At 56.7% G+C, this 18120-nt stretch carries 22 protein-coding genes; 9 read left to right on the forward strand and 13 right to left on the reverse strand.

The window, feature by feature from the left end; all coding sequences use genetic code 11:
- Positions 1-40: 40 nt before the first annotated feature.
- From COHPA_RS0110425 to COHPA_RS0110445, 4 genes are all read right to left on the reverse strand, one after another.
- On the reverse strand, positions 41-1495 hold the full coding sequence (locus tag COHPA_RS0110425; RefSeq protein WP_027086120.1) for a protein adenylyltransferase SelO: 1455 nt from the start codon (positions 1493-1495) through the stop codon (positions 41-43).
- A 703-nt stretch (positions 1496-2198) separates the two neighbouring features.
- The gene (locus COHPA_RS0110435; RefSeq protein WP_027086122.1) at positions 2199-2519 is read right to left on the reverse strand and encodes a YolD-like family protein; all 321 of its coding nucleotides are present in this window, start codon (positions 2517-2519) and stop codon (positions 2199-2201) included.
- A complete protein-coding gene (locus tag COHPA_RS0110440) occupies positions 2516-3784 on the reverse strand; it encodes a DNA polymerase IV (RefSeq protein ID WP_027086123.1) in 1269 nt (422 codons plus the stop codon). Before COHPA_RS0110440 ends, COHPA_RS0110435 begins: the two co-directional genes overlap by 4 nt.
- Before the next feature lie 9 nt (positions 3785-3793).
- Positions 3794-4165, reverse strand: a complete 372-nt coding sequence (locus COHPA_RS0110445; RefSeq protein ID WP_027086124.1) for a YhjD family protein — start codon at positions 4163-4165, stop codon at positions 3794-3796.
- 145 nt (positions 4166-4310) lie between these two features.
- Between COHPA_RS0110445 and COHPA_RS0110450 the strand changes: the two genes are divergently transcribed.
- Positions 4311-4991, forward strand: a complete 681-nt coding sequence (locus COHPA_RS0110450) for an SOS response-associated peptidase (protein ID WP_027086125.1) — start codon at positions 4311-4313, stop codon at positions 4989-4991.
- Here the strand turns inward: COHPA_RS0110450 and pyrH are convergent.
- Positions 4988-5731 carry a UMP kinase gene (pyrH, locus tag COHPA_RS0110455; RefSeq protein ID WP_027086126.1) on the reverse strand — a complete coding sequence of 248 codons (744 nt, stop codon included), beginning with the start codon at positions 5729-5731 and terminating at the stop codon, positions 4988-4990. The two genes, COHPA_RS0110450 and pyrH, sit on opposite strands and share 4 nt — an antisense overlap.
- 245 nt (positions 5732-5976) lie before the next feature.
- Between pyrH and COHPA_RS0110460 the strand changes: the two genes are divergently transcribed.
- From COHPA_RS0110460 to COHPA_RS0110475, 4 genes are all read left to right on the forward strand, one after another.
- A complete protein-coding gene (locus COHPA_RS0110460; protein ID WP_027086127.1) occupies positions 5977-6804 on the forward strand; it encodes a hypothetical protein in 828 nt (275 codons plus the stop codon).
- A 173-nt stretch (positions 6805-6977) separates the two neighbouring features.
- Positions 6978-7193, forward strand: coding sequence for a hypothetical protein (locus COHPA_RS0110465; protein WP_027086128.1), 216 nt, complete (start codon positions 6978-6980; stop codon positions 7191-7193).
- 175 nt (positions 7194-7368) lie between these two features.
- A complete protein-coding gene (locus COHPA_RS0110470) occupies positions 7369-7605 on the forward strand; it encodes a hypothetical protein (RefSeq protein WP_027086129.1) in 237 nt (78 codons plus the stop codon).
- Positions 7589-7855, forward strand: coding sequence for a type II toxin-antitoxin system RelE family toxin (locus tag COHPA_RS0110475; protein ID WP_027086130.1), 267 nt, complete (start codon positions 7589-7591; stop codon positions 7853-7855). The genes COHPA_RS0110470 and COHPA_RS0110475 overlap by 17 nt, the downstream gene beginning before the upstream one ends.
- Positions 7856-7879: 24 nt before the next feature.
- Here COHPA_RS0110475 and COHPA_RS0110480 read toward each other — a convergent pair whose 3' ends face one another.
- The 8 genes from COHPA_RS0110480 to COHPA_RS0110520 form a co-directional block, all read right to left on the reverse strand.
- A complete protein-coding gene (locus tag COHPA_RS0110480; protein ID WP_027086131.1) occupies positions 7880-8497 on the reverse strand; it encodes a GyrI-like domain-containing protein in 618 nt (205 codons plus the stop codon).
- A gap of 20 nt (positions 8498-8517) precedes the next feature.
- On the reverse strand, positions 8518-8817 hold the full coding sequence (locus COHPA_RS0110485; protein WP_027086132.1) for a hypothetical protein: 300 nt from the start codon (positions 8815-8817) through the stop codon (positions 8518-8520).
- Positions 8818-8857: 40 nt separating this feature from the next.
- Positions 8858-9334, reverse strand: coding sequence for a hypothetical protein (locus COHPA_RS0110490; RefSeq protein ID WP_027086133.1), 477 nt, complete (start codon positions 9332-9334; stop codon positions 8858-8860).
- On the reverse strand, positions 9331-9945 hold the full coding sequence (locus COHPA_RS0110495) for an FMN-binding negative transcriptional regulator (RefSeq protein ID WP_027086134.1): 615 nt from the start codon (positions 9943-9945) through the stop codon (positions 9331-9333). Before COHPA_RS0110495 ends, COHPA_RS0110490 begins: the two co-directional genes overlap by 4 nt.
- Positions 9946-9960: 15 nt before the next feature.
- Positions 9961-10596, reverse strand: coding sequence for a histidine phosphatase family protein (locus COHPA_RS0110500; RefSeq protein WP_027086135.1), 636 nt, complete (start codon positions 10594-10596; stop codon positions 9961-9963).
- Between the two features lie 519 nt (positions 10597-11115).
- Positions 11116-11787, reverse strand: coding sequence for a ribose-5-phosphate isomerase RpiA (gene rpiA / locus COHPA_RS0110510; RefSeq protein ID WP_027086136.1), 672 nt, complete (start codon positions 11785-11787; stop codon positions 11116-11118).
- Between the two features lie 28 nt (positions 11788-11815).
- Complete coding sequence (locus COHPA_RS0110515) at positions 11816-12598, reverse strand: sporulation protein (RefSeq protein WP_027086137.1); 783 nt, start codon at positions 12596-12598, stop codon at positions 11816-11818.
- A gap of 72 nt (positions 12599-12670) precedes the next feature.
- Complete coding sequence (locus tag COHPA_RS0110520) at positions 12671-14977, reverse strand: ATP-binding protein (RefSeq protein WP_027086138.1); 2307 nt, start codon at positions 14975-14977, stop codon at positions 12671-12673.
- A 203-nt stretch (positions 14978-15180) separates the two neighbouring features.
- Between COHPA_RS0110520 and COHPA_RS0110525 the strand changes: the two genes are divergently transcribed.
- The 4 genes from COHPA_RS0110525 to COHPA_RS0110540 are packed head-to-tail and all read left to right on the forward strand — an operon-like array spanning position 15181 to position 18103.
- Complete coding sequence (locus tag COHPA_RS0110525) at positions 15181-15552, forward strand: GntR family transcriptional regulator (protein WP_027086139.1); 372 nt, start codon at positions 15181-15183, stop codon at positions 15550-15552.
- A 2-nt stretch (positions 15553-15554) separates the two neighbouring features.
- On the forward strand, positions 15555-16277 hold the full coding sequence (locus COHPA_RS0110530) for an ABC transporter ATP-binding protein (RefSeq protein ID WP_027086140.1): 723 nt from the start codon (positions 15555-15557) through the stop codon (positions 16275-16277).
- Entirely contained in the window at positions 16278-17021 is a 744-nt protein-coding gene (locus COHPA_RS0110535; protein WP_027086141.1) for a hypothetical protein, read from the forward strand.
- Positions 17022-17026: 5 nt separating this feature from the next.
- The gene (locus tag COHPA_RS0110540; protein WP_245590337.1) at positions 17027-18103 is read left to right on the forward strand and encodes a DUF4097 family beta strand repeat-containing protein; all 1077 of its coding nucleotides are present in this window, start codon (positions 17027-17029) and stop codon (positions 18101-18103) included.
- The last annotated feature ends 17 nt before the right edge of the window (positions 18104-18120 follow it).

Below are 18120 nucleotides of genomic sequence, written 5' to 3' on the forward strand. Positions count from 1 at the left end.
GTTTACAGCCCATTATACCATACTCGAATGTCCCTACGTTTTACGTACCGCAATAGGTCCGGTACGGACGCGTCGCTCCCGCCGGCAGCGCGCAGTATTGTTCCTGCGCGGCGTCGTATGCGAAAGGCCGCGCCAGTACGGCAACCAACCGCTCCATCGCGCCGTAGTCCCCGCGGTTAGCCGCTTCCAGCGCCTCTTCCACCCGATGGTTGCGCGGGATGACCGCCGGATTGGCGGCACGCATCAGCTGTTGCGACTCGGCCTGCGAAGCTTGCTGCCTGCCGAGCCTCGCCTTCCAGCGCTCCTCCCACTCGGCAAACTCCGCGCTTCCGAACAGCGCCTCGTCATCCTGCTTGTTAAGCGTCAGCGCCCGGAACGTGTTCGTGAAGTCCGCCCCTACCCGCTCCATGATCTCGAGCAGGTTCTCGATCAAGGTTTGGTCTTGCTCCTCTTCGCCTACGAGGCCGAGCTTCGCCCGCATGCCCGCCAGCCAATGGCGGCTGTACTGCGAAGCATAGTCCGCCAGCGCGCCTTCGGCCAGCTTGATGGCCTGCTCCTCGTCGTCATGCAACAGCGGCAGCAGCGTCTCCGCGAATCTCGCGAGATTCCACCCGCCGATCGGCGGCTGATTGCCGTATGCATAGCGCCCCTGCGAGTCGATGGAGCTGAATACCGTCGCCGGATCGTACGCGTCCATGAAGGCGCACGGGCCGTAATCGATCGTCTCGCCGCTAATGGCCATGTTGTCGGTGTTCATGACGCCGTGAATAAAGCCGACGAGCTGCCACTTGGCGATGAGCGCGGCTTGGCGCTTGATCACTTCCCGCAGGAAGTTCAGGTAGCGGTCGTCGTCATGCGCGATGCCCGGACAATGCCTCTGCATCGTGTAGTCCGCTAACGCCCGAAGGTCCTCCGCGCTGCCCCATTGCGCCGCGTATTGGAACGTGCCTACGCGGATATGGCTGGCGGCGGTGCGCGTCAGCACCGCGCCCGGCAGCTCGACCTCGCGCTGGATCGGCTGGCCGGTCGTCGCGACCGCCAGGCTGCGGGTCGTCGGGATGCCGAGCGCGTGCATCGCTTCGCTGATAATGTATTCGCGCAGCATCGGTCCTATCGCCGCCCGGCCGTCTCCTCGGCGGGAATACGGCGTCGGGCCGGAGCCTTTAAGCTGAATGTCCACCCGCTCGCCCCGCGGAGTGATCTGTTCGCCAAGCAGCAGCGCCCGTCCGTCTCCCAGCATGTTGAAATACCCGAACTGATGCCCCGCGTAAGCCTGCGCGATCGGCTCGGCACCTTCCGGAATCCGGTTGCCGGCGAACGCCGCGACGCTATCCTCGCTCCTCAGCGCCTCGGCGTCCAGTCCGAGGGATTGCGCCAACGGTTCGTTAAGAACGATGAGTTTCGGCGAGCGTACGGGAGTCGGGTTCATCTTGGTATAAAAGGACTCCGGCAGCCTCGCGTAACTGTTATCGAAATTCCACCCTGGGTTCGTCATCGTTTCCTCCTGCTCCCAACTTCGGTCTTAGGTGTATTATAACCTTTTCATTGCGGTAAGCGTCGCTTCATAAGAAAAGGTTAAACATCGTCGGCATTGCGAAGGGAAGCTTTTACTTCGGCGTGAACAATCAGTCCGCGTTAGGCAGCGATAGGCGTTAAAGCACAACAACGCCTGCAATCGTGCAGGCGTTGTTGCTAGATCGGGATTGTGATGGGGGAGACCTGCGGATGTGCAGGTAATCCGTATGTTATCCGCTCAAGTCGACGTTTGGCGTCTAGAGGAACTGTATCTAGGCAGGTATTCACGGATAATCGGTCAATCTGCCGCTTCAAGACTATATAATAGCAGGTAATCGAATCTCCACCACCGACGGCGCTGCTTGTTCACCTTGCCCTGCTCTGCCTTGCTCTGCCTTGCTCTGCTCTGCCTTGCTCTGCTCTGCCTTGCTCTGCTCTGCTCTGCTCTGCTCTGCTCTGCTCTGCCTTGCTCTGCTCTGCTCTGCCTTGCTCTGCTCTGCTCTGCTCTGCTCTGCCCTGCTCTGCTCTGCCCTGCCCTGCCCTGCTCTGCCCTGCCCTGCCCTGCTCTGCCCTGCTCTGCTCTGCCCTGCTCTGCTCTGCTCTGCCTTGCTCTGCTCTGCCTTGCCCTGCCCTGCCCTGCCCTGCCCTGCTCTGCTCTGCCCTGCTCTGCCCGACACGCTCCCCTACCCCCGCACCTCCACGATGCTCGCCAGCTTCACCCACTGGTCCCCGATGAATATCCGGTAAGACAGCAAATCCAGCTTCACGATCGTCCCGCTGACCGTCCGGTCGGCCTCCGGCTCCCAGAGCAGCAGCTCGATCTCCTCGCCCGTCTGGCAAGCCGCGCTAAGACGCTCGTTGATCTCCTCCCATCGCTGCGGGTCGAGCATCGGCTTCGTCCTGCGCTCCGGCCGGTTGTTCATCTCGATAATCCGTTCCTTATGCTCGGGCAGCATCATGCGGCTCGACTCCCATAGTCCGTTATTCTCGAGCTTCTTCGTCATCTATAGTGCCCTCCGATCTTGCCGGCTCTATCCTCGGCTTGCCCCGCGGCCGTCTTCGAGACGGCTCGCATGATCGCGGTGCTGCCGTATTTATCCTTGAGCGCGTCCGTCGCCCGCTCCAGCATGCGGAATCGGTCCCGCTCGTCGAACAGCGACAGTTGGTACTCCTCCTCGCCGGACAATTGGGTGAGTCCGACCGCCACCTTGCGCACCGGCTCGCCGCCCCAATGCCGCTCGAACAGCTCGACCGCCGCCTTGTACACGTGGTTCGTCACGTTCGTCGGCTCCGGCATCTTCGACTGCCGATAGAAGCCGGTCGGGCGGTCGAAGTCGGCGCCTTGACACCCGGCCGACACGACGAAGCCCATGAAACCGAGCCCCCGGCAACGCCTGCACACGAGCTCGGTCAACTCCAATAGCACGACCTTGAGCTCCTCCATCGTCCGGTAATCGCGCGGCAGCGTCATCTGATGGCCGACGCTCTTCGGCGGCGTCTTGTGCGTGTACGGGCTGACCGGACTGTCGTCCTTGCCGTTGGCGAGCCGCCAGTACAGCTCCGCGTCGATGTCGCAGTTTTTCCTGAACTTGCGGCGCATAAGCCGCTTCAATTCGGGCAGCGGCGTCCTCGCCAAATCCCCGATCGTCGGCATCCCCATCGCCGTAAAATGCGCCGTCATCCGGCTCCCGACCATGAACATCTTATTGATCGGCTGCTTCCACAACAGCTCCGGCAAATCCGCCTCGCGCAGCACGAACAGCCCGGTGTCGTTCTTTTTGGCCCATAGGTCGCAAGCCATCTTCGCCGTCACCTTGGAATAGCTGATCCCAAGCCGCGTATAAATTCCCGTCTCGCTCCGCACTTGATCCTGGATCGCCTGCGCGATCTCGAGCGGCGTGCCGAACAGCTTCTGGCTGCCCGTCACGTCGATGAACTGCTCGTCGATCGAGTATGGCTCTACCAAATCGCTGAACGCGCGATAAATATCCGTAATCTGCATCGAAATATCGATATACAGCTGCATCCGCGGCCGGATAATGACGAGGTCCGGACATTTGGCGATCGCCTCGCGCACCGTCTCCGCCGTCGTCACCCCGAACTTCTTGGCCAACGGGCAAGCCGCCAGAATAATGCCGCTGCGGCGCTCGGGATCTCCCGCGACGACGACCGGCTTGTTCGCGTATTGCGGATTCGCCGCCTTCTCCACCGACGCGTAGAAGCTTTGGCAATCCGCCAGCATAACGATTCTTTCCGCGCTTTGTCCCATTCGTGTCCATCACCCATCCGTTAGCTTAACTCCGGTATATTCGCTCGCTTTTCTCAGCGCTTCGTTGCGCAGCGTGCCCCACAGCAACGTCAACTGATGCTCATACCCCCGGCACAAATAAGCGGCCTCCACGCCCGCCCGCGTCCGCTTCTCCGGGAACAACTTAATTCCGCGCTCCCTGAGCGCTTTGCGCAATTCGTAATGCTCGTTGATCAGATCGTCCAGCACCTTCTGCAAGCCGCGCACGAGTATCAAATCCAGCTTAAATCCCGCCTTGCGGGCCGTATCGATGTCGCTCTGGAGATAGTCCAGCATGACGGGAATGACAATCGCGTCCTTCACCAAGCGCAGCTCGTCTTTGCTTAGTACAGGCGGTTTCATCGATCCTCTCCCTTATCGTCCGACGTTCGCATGAATCTACGAACGAATGTTCGTGTTAATCATTATATGCGAACGGATGTTCCTTTATCCACATTTATTTTTTGGGTGTACAGGCTTATACTGATAAAGATAAGGGGGAATTTCCATGTGCGGACGATATACGATCGTAGTGTCCATCGAGGAGTTAATGCTGAGGTATCTGAGCGACTTGCCGACGAACCGGTACCATACGCCCCGCTACAACGTCGCGCCGATGCAGCAAGTGCTGGCGGTCGTGAACGACGGGGAGAAGAACAGGCTCGGCGAGCTTCGCTGGGGGCTGGTCCCTTCGTGGGCAACCGACGATAAGATCGGCTCGAAAATGATTAACGCGCGGGCGGAGACGCTGCTGGAGAAACCCTCTTTCAGAGGATTGGTACAGCGCAAAAGAGCGCTAGTGCCGGCCGACGGCTTCTACGAGTGGAAGCAGGCCGGGGGCGGCAAGCAACCGATGCGGATTACGATGAAGGACGGCGGTATTTTCTCGATGGCCGCCTTGTACGATACATGGGTCGCCCCGGACGGGCGCAAAATAAGCACTTGCACGATTATCACGACAACGCCGAACGAGCTGATGGCGGACATTCACGACCGGATGCCCGTTATCGTGCGTCCGGAGGACGAGGCGTACTGGTTAGATCGCGGCAACACGGACGCGGCGGGGCTCACGAGCCTGCTGCGGCCTTACGACGCCGCGGCGATGCGGGCGTATCCGGTGTCCAAGGTCGTCGGCAACGTGAAGAACGATACGCCCGAATGCATCGAAGAGCAAGCGACGCTGTTCTAGGCTTCGTCCAGCGCCAGGACAGAATCTTTGCTAATGATCGTACCTTCGCCGCTTCCTTCGCAAATCGCCTTCATCGCCCCCGGCTTATCGAAGTTGAAGACGTGGATCGGCAAGCCGAAATCCCGCGCCAGGATGAACGCCGACTGGTCCATGACCGTTAAGTCGCGCCGAAGCACGTCGTTATCATGCATCGACTTGTATTGGCGGGCATCCGGGTCCGTCTTCGGATCGGCGTTCGGCACGCCGTCCCCCCCTTGCTTCGCGACGAGCAGGGCGGCGCATCTCACCTCGATCGCCCGCTGCACGGAAGGATAATCCGTCGTGACGAACGGCTGTCCGTTGCCCCCCGCGAAGATCACGATGTACCCTTTTTCAAGATGATGAACCGCTCTTAACCGTATGTATGGCTCGGCGACGGCGCTGACCGGCAAAGCGGTCATGACGCGCACTTCCCTGTCGGTCTTCGCTTTCAGGACGCCGCGGAGCATGAGGCTGTTGACGACCGTCGCGAGCGTGCCGATACGATCCGCCTCCGCCCTTTCGATCCCCCAAGAAGACGCGATGCTTCCGCGAAAAATATTGCCGCCCCCGACGACGAGGCACACTTCTACCCCCAATCGGACGACGGACAGAATTTCGCCGGCGACATGCTCCAATCTCTCGGGATCGAAGCCGAATCCGCCGTTGCCCGCGATGGCGACGCCGTCTAGCTTGATCAACACTCGCTTGTATTTGAGCATCGTTCGCACCTCCGCTATCTACTCTATGTACCGAGATTATAGATATACTTTTCGGACGAAGAGGGAGATTTCAAGGGGTGCCGACTGTTCGCTTGACAGCTTTACCGCGCCTTGGTATAGTGAACGCACACAACCGAATTCGGACCACTTACGTAAGGAAGCACCCGTAAGATAAGGCGTTAACGCGCCTTTCTTGCAGGTGCTTTTTTTGTTGTCCGGATTCGAAATATCAAGGAGGGATTCTCATGGTTAGAATGCGTAAAGGCGTCCTGTTGCTGCTGTTCGCGGTTACCGTATGGAGCGCCGCGCCGGCCGCGATGCAGGCCGCCGCCATCGAACTGACCGCGCCGGTCAAAGCCGACTTCGACAAGACCGTCAAGGGCGCGGACGCCGGTTCTGCCGCCAAACTGAAGCAACTATACCCCGCGCTTCAAGCCTCGTTGAACGAGGACTTGCAGCTTAAGGCGCAGATCAAAGCGCAGCACTATGCGAACGAGCAGGCGCTGCTCGCGCTGCGGAAGGAGATTCGGCTCGTCGACGGCGCCAAGCTGGATAAGCTGAAAGGCGAGGTCGCGCAGATGAAGGCGAAGTACAAGCCGTTGTTCGACGAGTATACCGCGCTCAATAAGCAGATTGCCATCGTGCGGAAGCTTAAGAGCAAGCTCCTGAACGACGCGCTGCGCTTTCAAGCCGATGCGATGAAAGTCGCGACCCAGCTCGCGCGGGACAAAATCCGGGCGAAGGAAACCGAGCTGAAGAACGCCAAAGCCGCTGCCGCCGCCAAGATCAAAGCCGCCAGGAATACGCTCGGCGAGACCGATACCCTCAAAGTGAAGATCAAGTCCCTGAACAGCGCCGCCGCCCTGCCGCGCAAGAGCCAATCGGCCGTCTGGACCGACTTCAAATACGCGATCAAGAAGAGCGAGACGCGCAGCGCTCTGAACGCGCTGGATACGCTAGCCTCGCTCGCGAAGCAGGTCGCGGACAAACAGCGGGAAGTTCTCGCCGCGGAGAAGAAGATCGCGGCGGTTATCGCGAAGACGAAAACGCAGATCGCCGCGGCGGGCAAGTAGGCCGGCCGATGAAGAAGTCGAAACCGCTGCGCGGCGGAGGGGTCTGGGACCTGGGAGATGGCTCGGGGCGAAGCCTGAAACCAAAGCGCGCGGGAGGTCCAGTACAGGACCCTGCGCGGCGTCCATCCCTGCCTTTATGCTATGATAAGGAGCATGAAGGAGTGGACGAGCGAATGGCGCTAAGCATAAGATTGGAAACCGACCGAGATTTCGAAGAGGCTGCCCGGCAGCACGCTTCCATACGAGTGTTCCGGGACGACCATCTGATCGATTCCGGCGGCACCGTCATCCGCTTCGACGACAACATCGTCGTCGTGCAGTCCAGCGTCAGCGAGATCAGCTACCATTCGCGGCGGGATTGCGAGTTTTTCATGGTGCGGCAACGGTAGGCGCAAGGGGCTGCAAGGAAGAGATCCCCGAAGCGATTCGGGGATCTCACTTGTACGGCAGCGTCGAGGTCAGTACATGCTGGTTCCACTACCCTCTGCAGTAGAATGTGAGTCCTTATCAAGTGTATTTGATGTTATAATGGCTATAATTAGTTCTTGAAAGGAGTGGCTGGGAATGTCTATGAGTAAAGAACGATTTAATGAATTGCTTGAGCGATTGTCCGATAAAGATCTCGAGTTAGTTTCTGATTTAATGGAACGGCTCTCGCAATCATCTACCAATAAAGAATTACCCTTAGACGACGAGCCCACTACGCAAGATGATTTAGAAGCTATTAACAAAGCTAAAGAAGCCTACTTCAAGGGTGAATTAATCAACCTTAAGGATGTAGAGCATGAACTACGAAATTAAATTTCTCAAGGATGCCTATAAGTATCTTCAAAGGCAAGATAGAGCAACTAGAAACCGCATCCTAGATCATCTACAGATATTATCACAAGACCCTCGACATCCTGAACTTAATATTAAAAGAATGCAGGGAACAGACAATCAATTTAGACTCCGGGTTGGCACTTATCGAATCATTTATTCAGTGATAGATAATGAACTAATTGTCATTGTTGTAAAAGTGGGGGCGCGCGGCGATATCTATAAGACCTAGAGACACTTGAACTTCAAGTGTCTTTTATTGTACAGGGAACCTTAACACCGTTCTCAGCTTCGAGGATTCCGTCTTCCGAGGATCGGACAAATAGATTTCCCGGTGGATTTTGCTCGCGCGAGTAAAACCCTGTTCCGCGCAGTACGCTTCCATGCGCGCGAAGCTTGCCGGCTCGTCGTCGAAGCTTCCGAGATGCATCATTTGACAGCTTAGCCCGTCCGTCGGCTGCTCGAACCGGACCTTCTCGAGGAATGGATTCTGCTTTTTCTTCATCGTCTGTTCCCGAAACCGCTCGAACCCTTGTACCGTCAGAAAATCGGGCTGCCGTATCATAATCGTGTACTTGAGGTTGCTTTTGTCCGTCGCCGGCTTCGACCGGTCAAGCAAGTCCCATACGCCCTCGAGCGGGAAAACCGTATATTCGTAGTATCCAGCGGGCACATCGTTGGTTTTGTAAGACATTCTCACCGCGTAACTCAAGCTGTACAAGGCTTCCGTCGCCTTGGCGAATTCCTCGCCGTTGGGATTACCGGAGCCGTCGATCATCATGAACGGGATCGTCGGCACATCCACGATTTGCGGCGACGTACCGGGCACGTAAAGCTGTTTGAAATCTTTTTTATAATCTACCTTCTTGTTCACATGTCTCACTCCCGCGTTATTCAGTAATTCTCCCAAACCATAAAGAGAACGACTACGGCCAGCAGATGAAAATAAGGGAGAAGAACGACTGATCTGCTGCGTTTCTTCCGTACGATATAGGCGATTAGACTGGCGATATAAGTAATCACGTACGTACTGCTCGCCAGGATGAAGCCATATACGATTAAGCTTAATAACGCATCCTCGCCGGAATTCTCTCCCGCCAGTTGCATAATGTTGGCGATCAGCACGATCGGGTAGACTAGCAAAGGTATTCCGCTGACGATGAATAGTATGACGTCACTCGTTCTGCTCCGCATTCGGCACCTCGAGTTTCTTGTACGCTGTTAAACTATAGATTCAATAATCTCTTATAATCAATTCCAATCCTCCGCCTAATCCGAATGGAATGATTTGATCGCCTTCCAACACATATCCTTCGAAATTAAGATTCGGATGATCGAAGTCCAATAAGGCGCTGTCGCCGAACACGTCATTTATCGGCGCGTCAACTTGGAAGATTGCCTTGTCGCCTTCGCCCAGCATGACCGGATTGTTGCTTCTTGTTTTGCCTTCCACCCTGAAGGGGTTGGATCTGCTACCGCTCTCTTGCTTGATCGGATAAGAAACGTACAGCTTCAAATAGCCGATCTTCAGCTTTCCCGCGTTCTGTACCTCGATGACATAACTTTGCAGTCCCAAGCTATTATCCGATTGGAGCAGATTAAACCTTAAATCCCTATCGTCGAATCGAGGCGGATCAATCGTTTCCTCATTGGTGCACGAGACGAGAATGATCATCAGCAACGCTAACCCGATTACGCCTAATCGTCTCATGATTCCCCCCTATTGCCTTTCATCAATTCAGCAATCTCCCTGGCATCCTCGCTCCGGGATCGTTCAAGATGATCAATAATGCTCCGTTGCCGCTCTTCCGATTGGTTCTGGCTCAGCTTCCATTTGGCTTCTAGCCGATCGATCTTCATTCGGAACGCGACGATGCCTCGGGAAAGCTTCTCCGCGAACTCCCGGTTCGTCTCATCGAGCTTGTACGAGCTGTTCGGTTGTTCGTATTTCTCGACCAACCGATTAAGCGAGCGCATGACTTCCGTCTGGTCTTCGATCAGCTCGATTCGTCCATAAGCGTGAACCGCCACATAGTTCCAAGTCGGCACGCTCTGGTTCGTCTCGTACCAGGAGGACGAAATATACGCATGCGGGCCATGGAAGACGATGAGCGCCTCTTGATCCGCAATCTCTTGCCACTGCTCGTTGGCTCTCGCCACATGACCGTATATGCATCCCTCGTCCCGCTTCAACTCGAACGGAAGATGCGACGCGACCGGACAGCCATTGCTCGTAGAGAACAGAATACCGAACCCGTGATGATCGATAAAATCATAGATCGCCCCGCGGTCTTCAACTAAGAAATGTTTAGGAATGTACATCCGCGCCCTCCCCGCTCAGCTCTCCGTTGCCGCTTCCCGATAGTGACTAATATCGCCGTGCAGGATTATCGCGTGACCGTCGTCATTCACTTCAACCTTGCACAAGCAAGTCGGATGAATGTACGGCAAATTCCACAGATCCTTCCAATCGCGTTGCTCAAAATAAGCCATAATGAGCTTTACGACGACAGTGTGAGTGACGACGAGAATGGACTGGCCGGCGTTCTCCGCGACGATCTGAAGCAGCTTGCGAATCGCGCGCTCGGATACGTCCCTGAACGTCTCGCCATCCGGAACGCGAAAAGCCTCCGGGTCTTTCCAGAAGTTATGGAATTGCTCCGGGTATGAACGCTCGGCCTCGCCTTGGTCCATGCCTTCCCAAATCCCTAGATTAATCTCCATGAACTCGTCGCAAGCTTCAATCGGAATTCCCCTTCCTCCTGCCACGATCTCCGCCGTTCTGAAAGCCCTTGGGCTTGAGCTGGAATAGACCCGGTCGAAAGCGGTATTGCGAAGCGATTCCCCTAACCACTCCGCCTGCTTAACGCCGAGTTCCGTAAGCGGCGAATCGTTGTGGCCTTGAAACTTCTTCAGCGTATTCCACTCGGTTTGTCCGTGCCTTGTGATGTGGATGGTCGTTGTACGGCTCATGTATGTACCTCAGCTCACCGTCGTGTAGAACTTATGGTCGGGGTTGATTCTAGCTAATCGGAAAGACATTTGTTCGTTCATCTCTCGACATCACCACTCCATAGCTTCGTTACTTCAGCCATCTTCGAACCCTCGAATACCAGCTTATAAATATCCGGTTTGCTCGTTCGACTCACAAAATCCCATACGTACGCCTGATCGTAATGATTCATCATCAGCGCCATCACATTCCCGTGCGTGCCTATGGCGACTTTGCGGCCGGCATGTTCTCTACTTGATCTGCGCCTCCTAGCACTAACCGTTCAAGAACATAATCGAAACCATTATATCACCTTGAATTGGAAAATAGACAAAGCGATTTACAAGCTTCGACAGTTGTACGAAAAATCGCACAAACAGACTCCATTGACGGTCAAGACAGAGGTCTTTGTACGACAATACACACAACGGCCCCCGCGCGCAAAAAAGGCCAACCAGTAACGAGACTGATTGACCTGCGATTGTACAAAGAGGAACCCGCTACAGAAACCTGGTGGTGCCGTCCGTATGCCCGACCGCGACGGTGTCGGTCATCGCCAGGAACAAACCGTGTTCCACGACCCCGGCGATCGCTTTAAGCTGCCGGCTCAGCGCGCCTGGATCGGCAATCTCGCCGAAATGGCAATCGACGATCCAGTTCCCGTTGTCCGTCAGGAACGGCTTGCCGTGGACCATCCTGACCTCGGGCGTGCACGGGAGTTTGCCCAACCTCTTGATCGTCAGCTCCGCCGCGAATGGGACGATCTCGACCGGCAACGGAAACTTGCCCAGCCGGTTCACGACCTTGGATTCGTCGACGATGACGATAAACTTCCGGCTGTTCGACGCTAGGATCTTCTCCCTGAGCAGGGCGCCGCCCCCTCCTTTGATAAGATTGAATTCCCCGTCCACCTCGTCCGCGCCGTCGATCGTCAGATCGATCGAATCGATCTCGGAGAACGGGACCAGCGGAATGCCCAGCTGCAGAGCCAGCTCCTCCGAACTTGTGGAGCTGGATACGGCTCGAATATTCAGCCCCTCCTGCTTCATCCGTTCGGCAATTCTATGAATGGCGAAGAACGAAGTGGATCCCGTCCCCAGCCCTACGATCATTCCGCCCTGCACGAATTCGACGGCCTTCTCTGCCGCTAACTTCTTAGCCTTGCTGATCATGAAGTAATCCCCCAGCGTATCTTCGTCTTTACGCGTATTTGCGAACCTTCTCTTCGATCCAGGATACGACGATACCCGGACCGTCGGCAAGCTGTTCACGCTTGAAGCGCAGCCTGGCGAAACGTTCTTCGTCCGTGTCCGTCGCTTCCGCGAACAAGCCGGCAACGCCGCGAGCTTGGCGGTCGATCTGCAAGAGCAAGCCGATTCCGTCGTCGTCAGGATAGCAGACGATCTGCAGTTCGTCCAGTCGGTCCCGGCGCTTCGGCGAAGGAAGAAATTCGAATTCCTGAACGAACGGCAACCCCTGCGCTATGCCGTGGTAAGGCGCGTATACGCAGCTTGCATCCCGAAGACGGAACCCCGCCCGCTCCGCTGCTTCCAGAACGACCGCCGTGTAGGGATGCGGCGTCACTTGCAAGTAATCCTCGTCTTTCGGGTCGATGGCTTCGTTGATTTCCATTCCGGTACGAATCCACACCTGCGTGCCCCCCATCGTGACGGGCGTGTATGGAGGAAGACGGATCGCGATCGGCAATTCGTACTCCCGCTCCGCTTCGACGGTGAACTTGCCGGCGAGCGGGATGGCGGCGATCGTCGCGTCCACGTACATCTTGGAGTGGTTCACGTCTTTCAAGTAACGCGTCTTCACGCAGGCATAGACGACTTCGACCTGTTGTTCGACGCGGCCTCCCTGAATGCGGACGACACCGCTTATCGTATTCCCCGCTTGTACCGTTTGCTCCCGGAGTATCAGATCGACTCTGGCGGCGCCGATCCCGACGTTCGCAAGCATGCGTTTGAACATGGACATAACGAAAACCCCCTCCTTGATCTTCACATACACCATCATACGGAGGGGGTACCGGGAAAATTCTAATTCGATTTACTGCTGCCCGCCGAGCGGCAAACGCACTTCCACGCTCGTACCGACGCCAAGCTCGCTGCGGAACGTGATCGTCCCCTTATGGTTGGAGATGATCTGCTGGCTGACCATGAGCCCGAGCCCGTTGCCGGTCGATTTCTTGGTGAAGAACGGCTCGCAGAGGCGATGAAGCTCTTCCGGCGCGATGCCGCAGCCCTCGTCCGTTACTTTTACGGTTAAGCTCTCCCCCTCCTCATGCAGCAGCTCGATTCGGATCACGCCTCCTCCTTCCATCGCTTCCATCGCGTTTTTCAGAATATTGAGAAGGACCTGCTTCAACTGAATCGGCTCGCAAATCAGTTGCGGTATCGGCGCCTCGGGGAACGAGGTCCGGAATTGCACGTTGCTCATGTTCGCTTGGGAATCAAGGAGCAGGAGCAGGTCGCTGACGATTTCTTTCAGATCGGCGGGTCTGAAGCGGCTGACCTGAGGCTTGGACAAGACGAGAAACTCGCTCACGATGAAGTTGATCCGGTCGAGCTCCGATATCATGAGATCGATATGGGCCGAGGACAACGGCTTATGCTTCATAAGCTGGACGAAACCGTGCAGCGTCGTCAGCGGATTGCGGATTTCATGGGCGACGCCCGCCGCGAGCTGTCCGACGATGCTCAGCTTCTCGGACCGCCGGATAACTTCCTCCGTCTGCTTCCGGGCCGTAATATTCCTTGAGATGGTAGCGATGGAGATGATCGCGCCGTGCTGATCGCGGATGCCCGATACGGTCACGCTCAGGTCGATCGGCTGCCCGTCTTTCCCCAGACGGACCGTCTCGTAGTCGGCGACGGGTTCTCCCCGAAGCACGCGGGCTTCGATGTCCGCGGCTTCCGCTTCGAGACCTTCGGGCACGTTGTCAAGACGTTGCCCCCCGAGGTCGGACGCTTGCCAGCCGAACATCGCTTCGAACGCTTTGTTCACGGTCAGTACGACGCCTTGCAGGTCGGTGACGTGGATCGCATCGGACGTATTGCCGACGAACGATTCCAAGTATTCCTTCATGCTGCGCAGTTCTTCGGCGTGATCCTTGATCTGGTCCGTATACTGCTGCAGATTGCCGGACATCAGGTTAACTCGCGAAGCGAGCATCCCGAGCTCGTCCTTGCTCTTCACGACGACGGTCGATCCGAACTTGCCCGCGGAGATCTCGTTCACTTTATGCACGATTCGGTTCAGCGTCTGCACGAGGAAGCCCGACACAATATAGCTGGCGATCAACGTCCCGACGATGAGCACGAGCGAGATCGAAGAATGAACCGTCAACTGCCTGCGGAGAGCGTCATCGATGCTGCTGCGATCGAAGCTGACGCTGACGACGTAAGTTTTGTCTCGATGGATCGGCAGAAAGCTCTTCATGATCTTTTTCTTCGTCGTTTTGCCGTCCGGCCCTGTCATCGTCACCGTCTCGTTCGACGACACGAGCGAGCCTTGCTCGATCGAATTCATGACGTTCAAGACGTCGTTCGCTTCGCTCTTCAGCTCGTAGGTTCCGAACGGGACCGGCCGAACGTCGAGGTTCTGGATCAACTGGCCCTGCTTTCTTTTCCAAATAATCGGCTTGCCGAAAAACTCCGGATCAATGCCGGTAATTTCGAGGATGTCCGGATTGCTGCTCAGAATCGTCCTGATGACGGCGTTCGTGCCGCTTTTCTCTTCGAAACCAAGCACGGAAGTGCCGTTCACGAACGGATTGATGATGTAATCCGTCGTTCCGTCGTAATAGTTGCCCCACTTGTATATCCTGGACGGATCGGACGACGCGAAGTTGATCGGACCCGACCAGAAATGCTGCGAGCGTTCGCCTTCCGTCACAGTGAGCACGTTACGGCGATCGAACAGCTCATTGAATGCGGTAAACCAATAGCTCCACGACCTGGAGCTCATGCCGATTTCCTCGGGGCTGGACGACTTCCGGACGACGACGTCGCCGTCTCGGAGCCTTTGCCATAGCGTTATGCCCTCGACTCCGAGCTCCTCGCTGAGCTGGACGAGCTGTTCGTTCGTTACGTTATCGGCGCGGGGATCGAGCTTCTGCATCGCGGCGATCGCGACCAATCTGATTTTCTCCGCCATGCTGTCCTCCATGTGTTGGCGGAACTCTTGCGAGGACTGCACGGAAGCGCTGATCTGCGACGCGATATCGAGCATTTGCTGGCGTGCGTTCTCCTGCATGTCGCGTTTCGTGGAGTAATAATAGGCCGATATGTTCAAGGAAAGCACGATCGTGACGACGAGCGTAATGAGCAGCGCGAGTTTGGTGCGTATAGACACGATGATTGCCTCCTGATAGGTAAGTGACGCCGAAACACGGTTGCCTTTTTATATTCGAAACAATTCGACAAATCCCTTGCTGTCACCTCTCTCTAACTGTACACGCGGAACAAATAGATTGACAACGGATGAAAATAGAAATAATGTTTATGGTGCACTAGTCAAATAGTGTACTGGTTCGCGGTCGAGAAGGAGGATCGTACGTGCAGCTGAACTTCGACAGTCCCAAACCGATCTATCAGCAGATGGTCGACGAGGTCAAAAAGGCGCTCGCCAGAGGCGAGCTTTCGCCCGGCGACAAAATTCCTTCGCACAAGGAGAGGGCGCAAATGTCCCAAGTAAATCCGAATACGGTGCAGCGCGCGTACCAAGAGATGGAGCGCGAAGGGTTGACCGAGACGCTCCGCGGCCAAGGTACGTTCATCCGGAACGATCCGGCGCTGCTGCAGAATATCCGAACGGAAATGGCTCAAGCCGCGATTCGGCAATTTATCGAGGAGATGCGCGAGCTCGGCATAGCGCCGGACGAAACCGAACGTCTGTTGCGCGGACAGCTATACAAGGAGGAGGGATAGACATGACCGGCGTTACGGAACATACGCAACCGAACGTAATCGAGATGACGGGAGTACATAAACGGTATTTGCTGAAGCACGCCCTCCAAGGCATCGATCTTCGGATTAAGCAAGGCACCATCGTCGGCCTGCTCGGCCCGAACGGCAGCGGCAAGTCGACGCTGCTTAAGATGCTCGCGGGACTCATCTACCCGAGCTCCGGCCTGATCCGCGTGAACGGACGCGAGCCCGACGTGCGCAACAAGGCGCACATCGCGTACCTACCCGAGATCGATCATCTCTATAACTGGATGACGGTCAAGGAAACCTTGAGCTTCATCGCTTCGTTCTATCGCGACTGGGAGGCGGACAAAGCCGCGCAAATGCTGGACGCGATGAACTTGGACCCGAAACAGAAGGTACGCAATCTCTCCAAGGGCATGCGCGCCAGACTGAAGCTGATCGCGGCGCTCGCGCGCAACGTGCCGCTCGTGCTGCTCGACGAGCCGTTCTCGGGCATCGATCCGTCGTCGCGCTCCGCGATCATCCGCTTGATCATCCGCGAGTTTCGGACGGACGAGCAGACGATCGTGCTCTCGACCCACTCCGTGAAAGATTCGGAGCCGATGCTGGACGACGTAATCTTCCTGCGGGACGGACGCGTGCACATCCACGACACGGCGGAAAATTTGCGGATGGAATACGGCTGTTCGCTCGAGAACTTATGGGAGAAGGTGTACGCGTAGATGGCGTTTCGCAAATTGTTCCTGAAAGAGGTGCGCGCCTCGTTGCCGCTGTACGGCGTATTCTGCGCGGCCGTTCTTCTGCTGCACTTGCTCTTCCTGTACAAGAGAGACGATTGGAACCCGGATTACGTCCCATCGATCGCCTTGTTCCTCCCTTACCTGTTCGCGGGAGCGCTCGCGGTCGGTATGGGATATTACCAGCTTCATGCCGAGTGGAGGTCGAACTCGGTTTATCTATTGCTGTCTCTGCCCGTTCGCGGGTGGAAGGTGTTGACGGCGAAGCTGGCAGCCTCGCTTGCTCTGCTCGTGGCGACGGGCATATGGATCGCCGGCAGCTTCGCGGCGACGCTGCTTCCGTCGCAATGGCAGGAGCTCAACGAGTACGATCAAGCCGCAGATGCTTTCCCCGCGCTCTTCAACTTGGCGGCGCACATGCTATGGATGTATTTGTTCTTCGTCACGCTGTTCGTCATCGTCGTCCAATTCGCGTTCCTGTGCGGACAATTGGTCGCCAGATTCAAGTGGCTCGTGGTGTTCGTCTCCTTCTTCGCGGCGCTATGGCTGATCATGCGGTTCAATCCGTTGCTGTCCGACGCGTTGCAATGGGCGCCCGAGCTCATTGTCGGAGGAAACGAGCTTGACAAGGTGTACTTCAATTCGGGACCGTTCATCGGTCTCGCATTGCTCGGCGCGGCGCTGACGTGGCTGAACGGTTATATCTTCGAGAAGGAGGTGGAGGTGTGAGCCGCATGTTTCGCAAGCGAAGAATGCTTCTCCTCCTCTCCGTCGCGGCGCTGTTCTGCCTAATGATCGCCGACTTTTGGACGAATAAAGCGGAGTCGTTCGAGCGATTCGGGAAGCCGTTCGTGAACGAGCGGAAGACGGACGCGTACGATGCTTCGCGGCGCGAGTCTGTCGCTACGGCGGAGAAGGAATTGACCATCCCTCGTGAAGACCTCGCGGGAGTGTCATTGTCCAGCGTCGTAGAGGGCCGGATCTCGGTCAATCGTTCGGAGGACGCCATGGTCCGTTTACGCTATACGATTACCGCGACCGCTCGGGATGCGGATCTCGCCAATCGCAAGCGCGACGCCGTCCAGATCGATCAAGTCGCCCGGGACGGTCGCCTCGCGCTGAAGGCATCCGTGGACGGCAAACGCGTCGATTGGAACGACGACACGACCATCGACTACGTATTGCTCGTGCCGGACGGCATGAACGTACGGGTCGAAAGCGAGAACGCGACGGTACGTATCGAAGGAACGGTCGGAGACGCGACAGCCACGGCGATCGGCGAATTGCTCGAAGTCGTCGACGTCCAAGGCAACGTTACCGCGACCTCGGACTACGGGAACATCTACCTGTCCGGTATAACGGGCGATATCGAGCTGATCAATCGCTCCGCTGACGCAAACTTGATCGACATTCGAGGCAACGTCGCGATCGACAATCATTCGGGTCGTAACTTCCTTAGAAGCATCGCCGGCAAAGTAAGCGGAGAAACCAAAGGCGGACCTGTCTACATGTGGAATGTCGACGGGGCCGTCGAGCTGAGGAGCCGCAACGGCGATCTCCAGCTGGAAGACGTTCGCGGGGATATCCGGGTCACCGCCGACAACGGGAAGACGAGCGTGATTCTGCCCGCCGATTCGGGATACAGGCTGAACGCGGCAACCGCCGGCGGACGCTTCCGGACAACGCTGCCGTTCCCGGTCGAGAGCGAGCGCAAAGGCGATTACTCGCTGCGGGGAACCGTCGGCGACGGAAAGTGGCAAGTCGACGTAACTTCGGAAGACGGCAACATCGTCATCTATGCCGAAGAATAATAACGGGAGGGCACAAC

Origin of the sequence: Cohnella panacarvi Gsoil 349 (assembly GCF_000515335.1) — a bacterium.
Lineage (GTDB): Bacteria > Bacillota > Bacilli > Paenibacillales > Paenibacillaceae > Cohnella > Cohnella panacarvi.

Bases quoted from the DNA above. Each gene is read 5' to 3' on its own strand.
- COHPA_RS0110425 (WP_027086120.1), bottom strand. From the start codon at position 1,495: ATGACGAACCCAGGGTGGAATTTCGATAACAGTTACGCGAGGCTGCCG.
- COHPA_RS0110435 (WP_027086122.1), bottom strand. From the start codon at position 2,519: ATGACGAAGAAGCTCGAGAATAACGGACTATGGGAGTCGAGCCGCATG.
- COHPA_RS0110440 (WP_027086123.1), bottom strand. From the start codon at position 3,784: ATGGGACAAAGCGCGGAAAGAATCGTTATGCTGGCGGATTGCCAAAGC.
- COHPA_RS0110445 (WP_027086124.1), bottom strand. From the start codon at position 4,165: ATGAAACCGCCTGTACTAAGCAAAGACGAGCTGCGCTTGGTGAAGGAC.
- COHPA_RS0110450 (WP_027086125.1), top strand. From the start codon at position 4,311: ATGTGCGGACGATATACGATCGTAGTGTCCATCGAGGAGTTAATGCTG.
- pyrH (WP_027086126.1), bottom strand. From the start codon at position 5,731: ATGCTCAAATACAAGCGAGTGTTGATCAAGCTAGACGGCGTCGCCATC.
- COHPA_RS0110460 (WP_027086127.1), top strand. From the start codon at position 5,977: ATGGTTAGAATGCGTAAAGGCGTCCTGTTGCTGCTGTTCGCGGTTACC.
- COHPA_RS0110465 (WP_027086128.1), top strand. From the start codon at position 6,978: ATGGCGCTAAGCATAAGATTGGAAACCGACCGAGATTTCGAAGAGGCT.
- COHPA_RS0110470 (WP_027086129.1), top strand. From the start codon at position 7,369: ATGTCTATGAGTAAAGAACGATTTAATGAATTGCTTGAGCGATTGTCC.
- COHPA_RS0110475 (WP_027086130.1), top strand. From the start codon at position 7,589: ATGAACTACGAAATTAAATTTCTCAAGGATGCCTATAAGTATCTTCAA.
- COHPA_RS0110485 (WP_027086132.1), bottom strand. From the start codon at position 8,817: ATGCGGAGCAGAACGAGTGACGTCATACTATTCATCGTCAGCGGAATA.
- COHPA_RS0110490 (WP_027086133.1), bottom strand. From the start codon at position 9,334: ATGAGACGATTAGGCGTAATCGGGTTAGCGTTGCTGATGATCATTCTC.
- COHPA_RS0110495 (WP_027086134.1), bottom strand. From the start codon at position 9,945: ATGTACATTCCTAAACATTTCTTAGTTGAAGACCGCGGGGCGATCTAT.
- COHPA_RS0110500 (WP_027086135.1), bottom strand. From the start codon at position 10,596: ATGAGCCGTACAACGACCATCCACATCACAAGGCACGGACAAACCGAG.
- rpiA (WP_027086136.1), bottom strand. From the start codon at position 11,787: ATGATCAGCAAGGCTAAGAAGTTAGCGGCAGAGAAGGCCGTCGAATTC.
- COHPA_RS0110515 (WP_027086137.1), bottom strand. From the start codon at position 12,598: ATGTCCATGTTCAAACGCATGCTTGCGAACGTCGGGATCGGCGCCGCC.
- COHPA_RS0110530 (WP_027086140.1), top strand. From the start codon at position 15,555: ATGACCGGCGTTACGGAACATACGCAACCGAACGTAATCGAGATGACG.
- COHPA_RS0110535 (WP_027086141.1), top strand. From the start codon at position 16,278: ATGGCGTTTCGCAAATTGTTCCTGAAAGAGGTGCGCGCCTCGTTGCCG.
- COHPA_RS0110540 (WP_245590337.1), top strand. From the start codon at position 17,027: ATGTTTCGCAAGCGAAGAATGCTTCTCCTCCTCTCCGTCGCGGCGCTG.